Genomic DNA, 13349 nt, shown 5'->3' with positions numbered 1-13349 from the left:
AACAGGGGCAGCGAGTACTTAAGCTCGCCGTCCGTTTCTAAATGTTGCGGTGTTTATGCTAGGTTTGCTGCAAATGCCTGTCTCGCGAAATTCGGGCGCCAACTGTTGCAAAAAGGGCGAAATCATCAAACCACTGGATGTATTTCTGCGGGAGATCGACGAAGGCGACTGGTCTGTGATCAGTTCCGCCACCGATTATCCCGAAAATTGGGTGATCCCCGAGCACAGCCACGAGAAGCATCAACTGCTGTATGCGGTTGAAGGCGTGATGGTGGTGTACTCGGCGCTGAACCAATGGACGGTGCCGCCCAATCGCGGCTTCTGGATGCCCTGCGGGCAAGTGCATTCGCTGCGCTGCGTCGGCACCTTGAAAATGCGCAGCGTATTTGTGCGCCCGGAGCGCTTTCCCAACCTGCCCACCGAGCCCAAGACCGTCAGCGTCTCGCCGCTGCTGAGCGAGTTGATCAAGGCTTCGGTCAGCTTGAAACCGCCGTACGCCGAGGATTCGCGTGACGCGCGGATCATGCACCTGATCCTCGATGAGTTGGCGATTCTGCCCGCGTTACCGCTGTCGCTGCCCCAGCCTGCGGACCTGCGCATCAACCGTATTTGCCAGGCGCTGCAACACGAGCCGGGGGATGCTTCGACAGTGGCGGATTGGAGTGAACGGCTGGCCCTGGACCAGAAAACCATCCAGCGCCTGTTCCGCAAGGAAACCGGCCTGACCTTCGGCCAGTGGCGCCAGCAGGCGCGCTTGCTGTTGGCGCTGGAGCGCATTGCGGTGGGGGAGAAGATCATCGATGTGGCCATCGAGTTGGGCTATGAAAGCCCGAGCGCCTTTACCAGCATGTTCAAGAAGCAATTTGGCAAGACGCCAAGTCAGTTTTTCCGCTAGGGCTACTGCTCAGCCGAGGTCAGGTTCGCGTAAAAAATACAGCCAATCAGCCGCGCAAACAGGCTCAAGGTTTCCGGCAAGTTGGGGTCGTCAAACAACATCGCTCGCGAATCCAGCGCACACAGCGCGCCGAACAGGCGGCCATCGGGCAGGAAGATCGGCGCGCCGGCGTAGCTTTCGATGGCGTATTGCTTGACCACCGGGCGCGTGGCGAAGCGGCCGTTCTGGCTGATTTGCGGAATAAACAGGGTCTGCGGATTGACGCAGAACTCACTGCACAGGGTGGTTTCCAGGTCGAGTACGTCATCGACATGAATGCCCATGTTGAGCGGGTCGTGCGCGGAGCACACCACCCATTCCAGGTCGGTGAATTTGGCGATGCCGGCAAAGCGCATGCCGGTCAGGCGGGTAACCAGTTGCAGGATGCTGGTAGTGGCTTCGATTTCGGCGATGGCAGCGCGCTCATCGGCGCTGAGTAACGAATGGGCTGCGGTGACGCTTGGAAGCATGCTTGAGCACTCCAATGGCGTGGCGGCCTGGGGGCCACCACGCATGGTCAGGTGTTAGTTAATACGTGGATGCTGTTGCACCAGGTTCTGGCGCTTGGCTTCGAGCGCGGCAATTTCGGCGTCGATGTCTTCGATCTTCTGCTCAATATTGTCGTGGTGCTCTTGCAGGATTTCCTTGGCTTCTTCCATGTCCGAAGCGGCCGGCGCCGCGCCGCGCAGGGGCTTGTTGGCAGTTTCCTTCATCGTCAGGCCGGTGACAAGGCCGACCACGGCAAACACCATCAAGTAGTAGGCGGGCATGTACAGGTTGTTGGTGCTTTCCACCAGCCAGGCCACGGCGGTCGGGGTAACGCCGGCGATCAATACCGAGACGTTGAACGCACTGGCCAGCGCGCTGTAGCGCAAGTGCGTGGGGAACATCGCCGGCAGTGTCGAGGCCATTACGCCGATAAAGAAGTTAAGGACCACGGCCAGGATCAGCAAGCCTGCGAAGATCAGGCCGATCTTGCCGCTGGTGATCAGCATGAACGCCGGGATCGACAGAAACAGCAGGCCGACGCTACCAGCGATGATGAAGGGCTTGCGGCCGATCTTGTCGCTGACAAAGCCAATGAACGGCTGCACGAACAGCATGCCGACCATGATTGCGATGATGATCAGCACGCCGCTGTTTTCTTTGTAATGCAGGTTATGCGACAGGTAGCTCGGCATATACGTGAGCAGCATGTAGTACGTCACGTTGGTAGCCGCGACGATGCCGATGCAGGTCAGCAGGCTACGCCAGTGCTTGGTGGCGACTTCCTTGAACGACACTTTGGGGCCGTGGGTCAGGCCCTGGCGGTCGCCTTGTTCGAGTTTGTCCATGTGCTGCTGGAAGGCTGGGGTTTCTTCCAGCGCGTGACGCAGATAAAGGCCGATGATGCCCAGGGGCAGGGCGAGGAAGAACGGCAGGCGCCAGCCCCACGCTTCGAAATCGGCTTCACCCAATATCGTTGAGATCAGCACCACCACACCCGCGCCGAGCACGAAGCCGGCGATGGAGCCGAAGTCCAGCCAACTGCCGAGGAACCCGCGTTTGCGGTCTGGCGCATATTCGGCGACGAAGATCGAGGCGCCGGTGTATTCACCGCCCACCGAGAACCCTTGGGCCATTTTGCACAGCAACAGCAGGATCGGCGCCCAGATGCCAATCGAGGCATAGCCGGGAATCAGGCCGATGGCGAAGGTGCTCAGGGACATGATCACAATGGTTGCAGCAAGGACCTTCTGCCGCCCGTATTTGTCGCCCAGGGCGCCGAAGAACAGGCCGCCCAATGGGCGAATCAGGAACGGCACGGAGAAAGTACCCAAGGCAGCGATCATTTGTACGCTGGGCGAGGCGTCGGGGAAGAACACCTTGCCGAGTACATAGGCGACAAACCCGTAGACGCCGAAGTCGAACCATTCCATGGCGTTACCCAGGGCAGCGGCGGTGATCGCCTTGCGCACCTTGGTATCGTCGACGATGGTGATGTCTTTCAAACCGATGGGTTTGACACTTTTCTTACGTATTTTCATGCGGGCCACTCTAAAACAGAACAGGGGAGGTGCCATCGTTGCGATGGCACCGCTCTGTCAGTTCAGATACAAGAGGACATCAAATAATTCACCACTATTTGCGTTTTTTTGCAGATGTATTGAACTTCGTGGCTTTACGAGGGAATTATCCGAATGCCAGCCGCCACCTCACGCCTGACCTACCGCAAGCCCGAAGCCCGCGACGTGCAGCGATTGTTCGCGATCTTCGGCGACCCGCAGACTAACCTGTTCAATCCCAACGGCCCGATGGCCAGCCTGGCCGACGCCCAACGCTTGCTCGACCACTGGCTCGAACAATGGGCCACTCAAGGCTACGGCTGGTGGGCGGTTGCCCGCAGCGAGCAGCCTGAGCGCATCATCGGCTTTGGCGGCGTGGCGCCGCTTAATTACCTGACCGAGCGCCGTATCAACCTGGGTTATCGCTTTGCTGTCGAGGCCTGGGGGCAGGGCTTCGCCACGCAGCTTGGCCGTGATGCGCTGGCGCAGGCGTTCGGACCGCTGCGCCTGCCGGCTGTGTTCGGGTTGGTGCGCCCGGATCACGCCGCGTCGATTCGTGTGCTGGAAAAGCTCGGCATGCAGCCTTTCGGCGTGCTCGACGATGTGCCGGGCCAGGCGCCTAGCCTGGTATTACGGATTTGTCATCCTACAACTGCCGTTGATTGAGCCGGTCTATACCGGCCTGACACCTCAATAAACCGCAATCTTTGCGATTGACACCGCCCAGACAGCCCGCTATAAAAGTCACAGTTGTACGACGACATATGACGTTACGTATGTCCTACCTAACAAAAATAAAAAGTGATGCCATGAATTTGAATGAGCCCCTCAACGCCCATCGCGTCGGCACGGCCGTCGGCAACTATCGCTGGACCATCTGCGCGATGTTGTTCTTCGCCACCACCGTCAACTACCTCGACCGCCAAGTCCTCAGCCTTTTAGCGCCGCAACTGTCGACGCAATTTGGCTGGAGCAACACCGACTACGCCAACATTGCGGCGGTCTTCCAGTTTGTTTATGCGATTTCGATGCTGTTTGCCGGACGCTTTGTCGACAAGATCGGCACCAAAGCCGCCTACGTGATAGCGATTGGCATCTGGTCTTCGGGCGCCATCATGCATGCGTTCTCGGTGCCGATGGGCGAGGGCATTGCAGCGGTCAGCACGGCTATCGGCCTGGCGGTGATTCCGGTATCGATTGCCGGTTTCATGCTGTCACGCGCCGTGCTGGCGATTGGCGAGGCGGGCAACTTCCCCATCGCGATCAAGGCCACCGCCGAATACTTCCCGAAAAAAGAACGCTCCCTGGCCACCGGTATTTTCAACTCCGGCGCCAACGTCGGCGCGATCCTGGCGCCGATCTGTGTGCCGTTGATTGCCGGGATTTGGGGCTGGGAAGCCGCCTTTATTGTCATCGGCGCGCTGGGTTTTGTATGGGTGGCGGTGTGGGCGGCGGTTTACGAAAAACCGGAGCAGCAAAAACGCCTGTCGGCCGCAGAGCTGGCTTACATCCGCAGCGACCAGACCGTGCAGCCGTTCACACCGGAACCTGTCGGTACAGCGCCGAAGAAAGTCTCGTGGTTCAAGTTGCTGACTTACCGCCAGACCTGGGCGTTTGCCTTCGGCAAGTTCATGACCGACGGCGTGTGGTGGTTCTTCCTGTTCTGGCTGCCCACCTACTTATCGGCGCAATACGGCATGAAAGGCGCCGATATCGTGATGCCGCTGGCCGTGCTCTACAGCATGACCATGGTCGGCAGTATTGGCGGCGGCTGGTTCCCCAGCTACTTCATGGCCCGCGGCGATGCACCGTATGACGGCCGCATGAAAGCCATGCTGGTGATCGCGCTGTTCCCGCTGGTGGTGTTGCTGGCCCAGCCTTTCGGCTACCTGAGCTTCTGGGTGCCGGTGCTGTTGATCGGCGTGGGGGCCTCGGCGCACCAGGCGTGGTCGTGCAACATCTTTACCACCGTTTCCGACATGTTCCCGCAAAAAACCGTGGCCTCGGTGGTCGGCATTGGCGGCATGGCGGGTGGCTTGGGTGGTGTGGTGATGACCAAGATTGGCGGTTGGGTGTTCGACTACTACAAGTCCATCAACGACATCCACACCGGCTACATGATCATGTTCGCAATCTGTGCCCTGGCTTACCTGGTGGCGTGGAGTGTGATGAAGGCGCTGGTGCCGCGTCATAAGGAAATCACTGATCTGTAAGGCAGACACAAACCTCAAATCCACCCAGTTCAAATGTGGGAGCCGGGCTTGCCCGCGATGCAGGCACCGCGGTGTGACTGACACACCGAGGTGACACTATCGCGGGCAAGCCCGGCTCCCACAAAGCCCGTCCACAGGGCGAATGCCTTACAGCTCTCGCGCCCAGGTTTCACTCACCAGCGATTTGCCGAAACTGACCGTGGCCTCTTCATCAACCAGGTTGAACCCGGCCTTCTGATACAGCCTGCGCGCGTCGGTCAGCGCGTCCACCGTCCACAGCAACATGCTTTTGTACCCTGCATGGCGTGCAAAGCGCAGGCATTCGTCCACCAGACGTTGGCCGATGCCCATGCCGCGCGCACTGGCGTCTACATACAGCATGCGCAGCTTCGCCGTGGTTTCGTCATGGCGCACCACGAACACCGAACCCACCACTTCGCCGTCTTTTTCCGCGATCCAGCAACGCTCGCTGGCAGGGTCAAACTCGCGCAGGTACTTGGCGACAATCTCCGACACCAGCGCTTCAAACTCCCAGTTCCAGTTGTATTCGCGGGCATACAGCGCCGATTGCTGCTGCACCACCAGGCCCATATCGCCCGGTTGCGGGTCGCGCAGCAAGTAACTTGGCGTGCGGCCTTGCAACAGTGTCTGGATACGCTGCATGGCGGCCGTCAATTGCTGTTGCTGCGACTCGGGCAGGGCCTGCAACAAGGCGATGACTTCCTGTTGGGTCTGGTTTTCCAGCGGTGCGAGCACGGCGCGGCCGACGTCGCTGAGGTGCAGTTGCACGGCGCGCGCGTCGGTGACAGAGCGGACTTTCTGGATCAAGCCTTTCTTTTCAAACCCGCTGATCAGCCGGCTCAGGTAACCCGCATCGAGGCCGAGCATCTGGCACAGGTCGGCGCTGGTCAGGTCGCCACGCGAGGAGAGTTCGTACATCACACGGATTTCGGTGAGGGAGAAGTCGCTTTGCAGCAGGTGTTCCTGCAGCACACCGATCTGGTGCGTGTAGAAACGGTTGAAACCGCGAATGATCGCGGCGCGTTCGACAAGGGTCGTAGACATGATGATGCTCGGTTGGTTGCCTGAAGCAATTATATTGTTGCTTCAGGCAACCAAGTCAAACACTTTGTTCAGCGGTTACGCGTCACCCGCCAAACGGTGTTGGCCAGGTCATCGGCGATGATCAGCGCACCTTTCGGGTCCACGGTCACACCCACCGGGCGCCCGCGGGTCTTGCCGTCATCGCCGCGAAAGCCAGTGGCGAAGTCGATGGGTTCACCGGACGGCTTACCGTTACTGAATGGCACGAAGATCACTTTGTAGCCTACCGGGTTGTCGCGGTTCCAGCTGCCGTGCTCGCCGACAAATACGCCGTCGGCGAATTTTTCACCCATGGCAGGGATGGAAAAATCCACGCCCAGCGCTGCAACGTGGGAGCCCAGGCTGTAATCCGGCTTGATCGCCTCGGCGACTTTTGCCGGGTTCTGCGGTTGCGCGCGCGGGTCGACGTTCTGGCCCCAGTAGCTGTAGGGCCAGCCATAGAAGGCGCCTTCACGCACCGAGGTCAGGTAGTCCGGCACCAGGTCCGGGCCGAGTTCATCGCGCTCGTTGGCCACCGCCCACAATTGCCCGGAGCCCGGCTGAATGGTCAGTGCGGTCGGGTTACGAATGCCGGTGGCGTAGGGTTTGTGCGCGCCCGTGGCGGCGTCGATCTGCCAGACCATTGCCCGGTCGATTTCCACTTCCATGCCGCGCTCGGTGATGTTGCTGTTGGAGCCGATGCCCACGTAGAGCTGGCGCCCGTCCTCGCTCACGGCCAGGGACTTGGTCCAGTGGTGGTTGATCTGCGCCGGCAGGTCGGTGATTTTGGTCGGCGGGCCGCTGGCCTTGGTCTGGCCGTCGGCATAGTCGAAGCGCACCAGCGCGTCCTGGTTGGCGACGTAGAGTTTGCCGTCGGCGAACGCCAGGCCGTAAGGCGCATTGAGGTTGTCGGCGAACACGGTTTTCAGTTCATAGGTGCCGTCACCGTCGGCATCGCGCAGCAGGGTCAGGCGGTTGCCGCCCTTGACCTGAGTGTTGCCCTTGGCCTTGATCACGCTGGCAATCACGTCCTTGGGCTTGAGCTTGGCCGCGCTGCCGCCCCGGCCTTCGGCAACCAGGATGTCGCCGTTGGGCAATACCAGGGTTTGGCGCGGGATCGCCAAATCGGTGGCGATGGCGGTGACGCTATAGCCTTCGGGCACCTTGGGTTTTTGCGCGCCCCAGGGCGTGGGTTCGGCAATTTTCATGCTCGGCAACAGGCTGCTTTGTTGCTCGGGCAATTTCGGATCAGGGCCACGGGCCTGGGTCTTGTCGCCTTCGCCACCGCAGGCAGCCAGCAACAGGGCGGTGCTGAGCAGGGTCAGTGTGTGGGACGTTTTCATTTGGCACCTCCGGTGCGCAGGCCGGTCCAGGTGGCGGCGAGCGTCAACACCGTGACGATCACCGACAGCACCAGGCCGGCAGGCATGGCGGCGTATGCGTCCTTGGCATGCTGGAAGGCATTGATCAGGCCCAGTACCCAGGTGGCCAACAGCAGCAGCACATACACAACCGGTTGACCTGCTTTACGCTCGGCGCGCAGCAGATTGACCAGCGCAAACAAAAACGCGAAACCCGCGAACACCAAGGCACCGGCGATCAGCCACGAGGCGAAGTTGGCCCATTGAATCTGGTAGGTCTGGGTGTAGGCGATGTCGCTGAGCAGGGCGCCGAGAAACAGCGGCACCGTGCCTGCCAATAAGGTCGCATGCAGCGGCCCCGGCGTTGACCTGCTATAGACGGGAAGGGTAGTCATGTTGATGGCGGCTCCTTGTTGTACAACGCCCCTGGGGTCGGGGCAGCGCATAGGAGAGGAGCGCAGCGTTTGTCAGAAAGTTCAGGGTATTTCGTGTCGAAATATTATGAACCCACTGGGTAGGCCTGGGCCTAACGCCGTATCATCCAACCCTTTGTCCCCGCCAGGCAGTGTTATGACCCACCCGCGCATCGGCTTCGTCTGCCAATACAAGCATTCCGACCGTCAACTCTCGGCCAGCGCCTTGAAGTTGATTGAAGGCCCGTTCAACCCGCGCACCACGACGTTGCGTTGGCTCGAAGGCGTGGCGCCGTCTGTGGCCCGCGACAAGCTGGTGGAAATCGTCACGCATAATCTGGCGGCGCAATTGCGCTTGCTGGCCTACGTCGCCGAGCTGCCGCCGACCTTGCGCATGCTGCGCTTGAGCAGTGACTTGCTGCCGTTCTACAGCCACCCGAAAGTCGCGGACGTGTACAAAGACCCGGCAATCGAACGCCAGTTGATCGAGGGCTTTGCGGCCATCGGCGACTTCGCGCGCGCCTCGGACATTCGCCTGTCATTCCACCCAGGCCAATACTGCGTACTGGGCTCGGAAAACCCCGGCGTGGTGGAAAACAGTGTGGCCGAGTTCGAATACCACGCCGACATGATTCGCATGATGGGCTACGGCCGACGCTTCCAGGACCTCAAGTGCAACGTGCACATTGCTGGCCGCCTGGGCGTTGAAGGGACCCGCTCGGTGTGGTCGCGCTTGTCCGAAGTGGCGCGCAATTGCATCACCTTCGAGAACGACGAAAAGACCTACGGCCTCGACCATTGCCTGCAAGTCGCCGACCTGGCGCCGGTGGTGCTGGACATCCACCACTGCTGGATCCACGAAGACCAGTACATCGACCCCGATTCGCCACGGGTCGCCCGCGTGATCGACAGCTGGCGCGGCGTGCGCCCCACGATGCATTACTCCCAGCCCCAGGAGAGCCTGCAAGCGCTGGGTTTCGACGCCGAGCACAAACTGGAGATGGACGCGCTGTTGAAGGTGGTCTCCAAACGCGACCTGTACGCCCACAGCGCGCAGATGTGGAACCGCTGGACCAACGATTACGCCCTGCAGTTTCTCGACCGTTTCGACATCATGCTTGAAGCCAAGGACAAGAACGTCGCGGCGCTGGCGTTTTATGAGTATTGGCAACATCGTTCGGCGTAAAAAATGGCATGCTTGACGGCCCGATATAAGGACCCGTGCCATGCCAACCCTGCACCTGCTGTGCGGCAAGATTGCCTCCGGCAAATCCACCCTGGCTAACACCCTGGCCGCCGAGCACGCCGCCGTCGTGCTCAGCGAAGACCACTGGCTCGCGCAGCTGTATCCTGCCGAGATCCAGTCGATTGCCGATTACCTGCGCTGCGCCCAGCGTGTTCGCGGGGTGTTGGGGCCGCTGGTGATCAACCTGCTGCAATCGGGCGTCAATGTGGTGCTGGACGTTCCCGCCAACACACGGGCCAATCGCGAATGGCTGCTCGGCCTGGCGCACGCCGCGCAGGTGCCGCACTGCCTGCATTACCTCGAACTGGACGATGCCACCTGCCGCGCGCGCCTGCATGCACGCAATGCCCAAGGCGAGCATGATTTCGCCGCCACCGATGCCGAATTCGAGCTGATCACCCGGCACTTCAGTGTGCCGAGTGAGGCCGAGGGCCTGGTGATTAAGGTGCATCGCCCATGAGCACCGTTCAAGGTCTGGATGCAAACGGCTGTGTGTTGACGGTTGGCGATGTGCCCCTGCAGCCTGAGTTTCAGCCGGTGCTGACCGACGTGTGTACCACGCTTGCGCAGGCCGGTTTGGGGCTGCACAGCCTTTATCTGTATGGCAGCGTCGCCAGGGGCGACGCGATCCCGGCTGAGTCGGACCTGGACCTCACGCTGGTATTCAGTGAACCGCCAGATTCGCACGTGCTGGAGCGATTGGAGCAGCTTCGCCAGGCATTGGAACAACGGCATTCTACGGTGAGCAAAATCGACTTCGATATCGGCCACAGCGCCGAGGTGCTGGCCGCTGAAAACCACAATCGCTGGGGCTTCTGGCTCAAGCATCATTGCCGGTGCGTGTGGGGCGAGGACCTTTCACTGCGCCTGGAACCGTTTCGGCCGTCGCGTGAGATCGCCTTGGCGCTCAATGCCGACTTTGAACCCGTGCTCACGGCCTATCTCACACGTATCGAGCAAGCCGGCACCGAACAGCAACGCCATCGCCTGCAACGCGAAGCGGCACGCAAGCTGATTCGGGCGACGCACACTCTGCGCACAGCAGACGCCGCAGGCTGGCCCCACAGCCTTGAAGAACACGTCGCGTTGTTCGTGCAGCAGTACCCGACGATGCGCATCCAGATTGCCTACTTCCTGTTTGAAGCGCGCAACCCGAGTGCCGAACGCGAGGCCTTTTGCACGCGGCTGCAGGCCTTTGTCAGCTGGATGGTTTCACAGCAGGCATAGTTTGGATCGACCAAAGAGGACTATGCGCCACAAGGTACGCGCCGGCGCGGTGCACGGGATATTCCAGTCGATGGTCGAGCTGTCCGACCATGGCGACCTGATGGGCAAGTTCCTCGGCCTGCCGTGCCCGAAATTGCCGCGTGCGGGCACTTACCGTGGCAACAGATCGCGAATTTCCACGGACGTGTGCGTCAGGACTTGAAGCGCCCCACCAAACCGTTCAACTCATTCGACAAATTGGCCAACCGCCCCGAGTCATCCTGCGCAGAATTGGCCAGGCTTTCCACCAGCCGCGCCTCGTCATAGATCTGCTGGATATGCCGGTTGATCTCTTCGGCGACGCTGTGTTGTTCCTCGGCGGCGGCTGAAATCTGCAGGTTCTGGTCGCGGATTTCATTCACCGACAACTGGATGCCTTCGAAGCTGTCCCGCGCGTTTTCGATGGATGAAACGCTCGCGCGGGACAGGTCCAGGCAACTGCTCATCTTCTGCGTGACTTCCTCGGTTTTGCTGCCGAGGGTGCCGAGCAGTTGCTCGATCTCGCCGGTGGAGTCGGAGGTGCGCTTGGCCAACGCCCGCACTTCATCCGCGACCACCGCGAAACCACGACCTTGATCACCGGCGCGGGCGGCTTCAATCGCCGCGTTGAGCGCGAGCAGGTTGGTCTGTTCGGCAATCGCGCGAATGGTGCCGAGGATCTGGTTGATGCTGCGGCTGCCGGCTTCCAGCTCGACCATGGCCTGGGACGACTCGGTCAACCGCCGGCCGAGGCGATTGACGTTGTCGGTGGTGACTTCGATCTGCTGCTTGCCCTCGGCCACGCGGCGATGGCCGTTCTCCGCCGATTCCGCCGCGCCGCTGCACGAACGCGCGACTTCGTTGGCGGTGGCGACCATCTCGTTGAACGCGGTCGACACCAACTCCACCGCCTCACGCTGGCGCCCGGCGGCTTCGTTCATGTTGTGCGCCACTTCACTGTTGACCCGTGAGGCGTCCTGCAAGTTGGTCGAGGCGGCGCCGATGTGCTGGATCAATTGGCGGATCGCGGCGAGAAACTTGTTGAACCAGCCGGCCAGCTCAGCGGTTTCATCCTTGCCCTGCACCTGCAATTCGTGGCGCAAGTCGCCTTCGCCTTGGGCGATGGACTGCAAGCCGGTGCTGACCTGACCGATCGGCTTGACGATGACTTTGGAAAACGCTGCGGCAATCAACCCGAAGATCAGCACCAGCACCGCCACGATCGCAGTGGTCAGGTAGGTCATGCGCGTGGCGGCGGCCATCACTTCGTTGTATTCGATCAGCCCGACATAGCGCCAACCCAGGCCCGGCGAGGTCCACACGTTGGCCATGTAACGCACGCCGTCGATGACCACTTCGGTCGAGCCTTGCGGCGTTTGCGCCAAGTGCGCATAGGGCGCGCCGAGGTCCTTGAGCGGCTTGAAGTTGTGCGCGGCATCGCGCGGGTCAACCAGCACCACGCCGTCTTCGATCAGCATCACGTAGCCGCTTTCACCCAGCTTGATGCTCTTGAGCAATTCGGTGAGGTTCTTCAGCGATACGCTGACCACGAACACGCCTTTGGCCTTGCCGTTGGTGTCCAGCAGCGCGCGGGCGGTGCCGACCAGGGCGACGTCATCTTTGTCGTAATAGTAAGCCGGCGTGCGCACGGTTTTGTTCGGGCTGGCCATGGCGGCCTTGTACCACGGGCGGGTGCGCGGGTCGTACTTGGCCAGTTGCGGGTCATCGGGCCATTTGGCGTAGGTGCCGTCTTCGAGGCCGATGGACAGGATCGCCGCCGAAGGATGGCTGGCGCCGAACCGGGCGAACTGGTCGATCACCTGCTTAGCCTGGGCCGGTAGCGGTTGGCTGGCGGCGTTGGCGGGCTGGTAATCCTTGAGAGTGTTCACGGAAGTGTATACAGGATCGGCGGACATTTGATCGACGTTCTGCAGCGTGCCATCGAAAAACTGCCGGATATTGCCGTCGATCTGGCGTATTTCGCGGGTGCTGCCGTCAATGAACTGCTCGACCGCCTGGGTCCGAGTGTTCATCACGGAGATCACCGCAACCAGGCTGACCGGGATAAACGCCACGGAGACGAACGCGAGCACCAGCTTGTTTTTTATTTTCATCGAGACGACCATCAGCAGGGAGGGCGATTTGCTATCACTGCTGTTTCGGCTCGGGCACGCTAAATCTTTAGCGATATTTTGTGTACAACAGAAATAGTTTTTGTCCTGGAACTTTGCTGACTGCAAAACCGCTCATTTCGGCGTGACGTTAGCGTGGTAATCCCGATCTGCGGCGGGTCAGCGTATGTCTTTGGTTGCCAGTATCGAATCGTCCTTGATGTCCGCAGCGAACTTGCGCATCAGGCGCACCAGGTTTTCGAAATCGCCTTCGTCCCAGGTCGAGAAGATCGACACGCCCATGCGCTCGCGGGCGTCATCCACACGGTCGGTCATGGTCTTGCCTTTTTCGGTGATGACCGACTCACGCACGCGGCGGTCCACGGCGCTTTCCTGGCGCAGGATCAGGCCCAGGCTTTCGAGTTTCGCCACCTGGCGGCTGACGGTGGTGTAGTCGCGGCCCACGCGGTCGGCCAGTTCAACCACGCCAATCGGGCCGAGCCGCTCGACCAGCACCAGCAGTGGAAACAGCGCGCGGTCCAGGGAAATCCCGGCCTCGCGCACCATCGCCTCGTCACGCTGGGGGCGGTTCATCACCCCGACAATTTCCACCAGCGAGTCATGCAGGTCTCGCAGTTGTGCGCTGATATGTGCGTTTTGCACGCTTTTTCTTGACACCGTGTTTCTCCATCTTAATA

At 60.7% G+C, this 13349-nt stretch carries 13 protein-coding genes and 1 pseudogene; 7 read left to right on the top strand and 7 right to left on the bottom strand.

Translation table 11 applies throughout. From position 1 onward, the window contains the following. Positions 1 to 73 precede the first annotated feature (73 nt). Positions 74 to 895 (top strand): helix-turn-helix transcriptional regulator, encoded by an 822-nt coding sequence (locus L8I05_RS08020; protein WP_159956126.1) that lies wholly within the window; start codon positions 74 to 76, stop codon positions 893 to 895. A 2-nt stretch (positions 896 to 897) separates the two neighbouring features. Here L8I05_RS08020 and L8I05_RS08015 read toward each other — a convergent pair whose 3' ends face one another. Together L8I05_RS08015 and proP are read right to left on the bottom strand one after the other, a co-directional pair. After that, on the bottom strand, positions 898 to 1404 hold the full coding sequence (locus L8I05_RS08015) for a GAF domain-containing protein (protein WP_242168110.1): 507 nt from the start codon (positions 1402 to 1404) through the stop codon (positions 898 to 900). 54 nt (positions 1405 to 1458) lie between these two features. Beyond that, positions 1459 to 2961 (bottom strand): glycine betaine/L-proline transporter ProP, encoded by a 1503-nt coding sequence (proP, locus tag L8I05_RS08010; RefSeq protein WP_242168108.1) that lies wholly within the window; start codon positions 2959 to 2961, stop codon positions 1459 to 1461. A 153-nt stretch (positions 2962 to 3114) separates the two neighbouring features. On the opposite strand from proP, the gene L8I05_RS08005 reads away from it, so the two are divergent. Together L8I05_RS08005 and L8I05_RS08000 are read left to right on the top strand one after the other, a co-directional pair. Then, a complete protein-coding gene (locus tag L8I05_RS08005) occupies positions 3115 to 3645 on the top strand; it encodes a GNAT family N-acetyltransferase (RefSeq protein ID WP_242168106.1) in 531 nt (176 codons plus the stop codon). Positions 3646 to 3788: 143 nt separating this feature from the next. Continuing rightward, positions 3789 to 5192, top strand: coding sequence for an MFS transporter (locus L8I05_RS08000; protein ID WP_242168104.1), 1404 nt, complete (start codon positions 3789 to 3791; stop codon positions 5190 to 5192). A 147-nt stretch (positions 5193 to 5339) separates the two neighbouring features. Here the strand turns inward: L8I05_RS08000 and L8I05_RS07995 are convergent, their stop codons facing one another. From L8I05_RS07995 to L8I05_RS07985, 3 genes are all read right to left on the bottom strand, one after another. Further along, positions 5340 to 6257, bottom strand: coding sequence for a helix-turn-helix domain-containing GNAT family N-acetyltransferase (locus L8I05_RS07995; RefSeq protein WP_242168101.1), 918 nt, complete (start codon positions 6255 to 6257; stop codon positions 5340 to 5342). Positions 6258 to 6325: 68 nt separating this feature from the next. Then, positions 6326 to 7618, bottom strand: coding sequence for a sorbosone dehydrogenase family protein (locus tag L8I05_RS07990; RefSeq protein WP_242168099.1), 1293 nt, complete (start codon positions 7616 to 7618; stop codon positions 6326 to 6328). Beyond that, a complete protein-coding gene (locus L8I05_RS07985) occupies positions 7615 to 8037 on the bottom strand; it encodes a DUF2231 domain-containing protein (RefSeq protein ID WP_242168410.1) in 423 nt (140 codons plus the stop codon). Before L8I05_RS07985 ends, L8I05_RS07990 begins: the two co-directional genes overlap by 4 nt. Before the next feature lie 169 nt (positions 8038 to 8206). Here L8I05_RS07985 and L8I05_RS07980 point away from each other — a divergent pair, with 169 nt between their 5' ends. The 4 genes and pseudogenes from L8I05_RS07980 to L8I05_RS07965 form a co-directional block, all read left to right on the top strand. Further along, on the top strand, positions 8207 to 9235 hold the full coding sequence (locus L8I05_RS07980; RefSeq protein WP_242168096.1) for a UV damage endonuclease UvsE: 1029 nt from the start codon (positions 8207 to 8209) through the stop codon (positions 9233 to 9235). Positions 9236 to 9275: 40 nt separating this feature from the next. Continuing rightward, a complete protein-coding gene (locus L8I05_RS07975; protein ID WP_242168094.1) occupies positions 9276 to 9755 on the top strand; it encodes an ATP-binding protein in 480 nt (159 codons plus the stop codon). Then, entirely contained in the window at positions 9752 to 10522 is a 771-nt protein-coding gene (locus tag L8I05_RS07970) for a nucleotidyltransferase domain-containing protein (protein ID WP_242168092.1), read from the top strand. Before L8I05_RS07975 ends, L8I05_RS07970 begins: the two co-directional genes overlap by 4 nt. Before the next feature lie 19 nt (positions 10523 to 10541). Then, positions 10542 to 10655: pseudogene (locus tag L8I05_RS07965) on the top strand (alpha/beta hydrolase); the annotation flags it as partial. Positions 10656 to 10713: 58 nt separating this feature from the next. On the opposite strand, the gene L8I05_RS07960 reads toward L8I05_RS07965, so the two are convergent. Next, a complete protein-coding gene (locus L8I05_RS07960) occupies positions 10714 to 12654 on the bottom strand; it encodes a methyl-accepting chemotaxis protein (protein WP_242168089.1) in 1941 nt (646 codons plus the stop codon). A gap of 177 nt (positions 12655 to 12831) precedes the next feature. After that, the gene (locus L8I05_RS07955; protein ID WP_242168088.1) at positions 12832 to 13314 is read right to left on the bottom strand and encodes a MarR family winged helix-turn-helix transcriptional regulator; all 483 of its coding nucleotides are present in this window, start codon (positions 13312 to 13314) and stop codon (positions 12832 to 12834) included. Positions 13315 to 13349: the final 35 nt, after the last annotated feature.

Source organism: Pseudomonas sp. MONT-RG-20F-20-E-7-02 (assembly GCF_022662395.1).
Classification (GTDB): Bacteria; Pseudomonadota; Gammaproteobacteria; order Pseudomonadales; family Pseudomonadaceae; genus Aquipseudomonas.
Note: the sequence above shows the minus strand (reverse complement) of the source record. Positions and strands in the feature narration are given on the sequence as shown.

What these genes read in the sequence shown, in the direction of transcription:
- L8I05_RS07960 (WP_242168089.1), bottom strand. Translation starts at nt 12,654, where the DNA reads ATGAAAATAAAAAACAAGCTGGTGCTCGCGTTCGTCTCCGTGGCGTTT.
- L8I05_RS07990 (WP_242168099.1), bottom strand. Translation starts at nt 7,618, where the DNA reads ATGAAAACGTCCCACACACTGACCCTGCTCAGCACCGCCCTGTTGCTG.
- L8I05_RS08000 (WP_242168104.1), top strand. Translation starts at nt 3,789, where the DNA reads ATGAATTTGAATGAGCCCCTCAACGCCCATCGCGTCGGCACGGCCGTC.
- L8I05_RS08015 (WP_242168110.1), bottom strand. Translation starts at nt 1,404, where the DNA reads ATGCTTCCAAGCGTCACCGCAGCCCATTCGTTACTCAGCGCCGATGAG.
- L8I05_RS08020 (WP_159956126.1), top strand. Translation starts at nt 74, where the DNA reads ATGCCTGTCTCGCGAAATTCGGGCGCCAACTGTTGCAAAAAGGGCGAA.
- L8I05_RS07980 (WP_242168096.1), top strand. Translation starts at nt 8,207, where the DNA reads ATGACCCACCCGCGCATCGGCTTCGTCTGCCAATACAAGCATTCCGAC.
- L8I05_RS07995 (WP_242168101.1), bottom strand. Translation starts at nt 6,257, where the DNA reads ATGTCTACGACCCTTGTCGAACGCGCCGCGATCATTCGCGGTTTCAAC.
- L8I05_RS08005 (WP_242168106.1), top strand. Translation starts at nt 3,115, where the DNA reads ATGCCAGCCGCCACCTCACGCCTGACCTACCGCAAGCCCGAAGCCCGC.
- L8I05_RS07975 (WP_242168094.1), top strand. Translation starts at nt 9,276, where the DNA reads ATGCCAACCCTGCACCTGCTGTGCGGCAAGATTGCCTCCGGCAAATCC.
- proP (WP_242168108.1), bottom strand. Translation starts at nt 2,961, where the DNA reads ATGAAAATACGTAAGAAAAGTGTCAAACCCATCGGTTTGAAAGACATC.
- L8I05_RS07970 (WP_242168092.1), top strand. Translation starts at nt 9,752, where the DNA reads ATGAGCACCGTTCAAGGTCTGGATGCAAACGGCTGTGTGTTGACGGTT.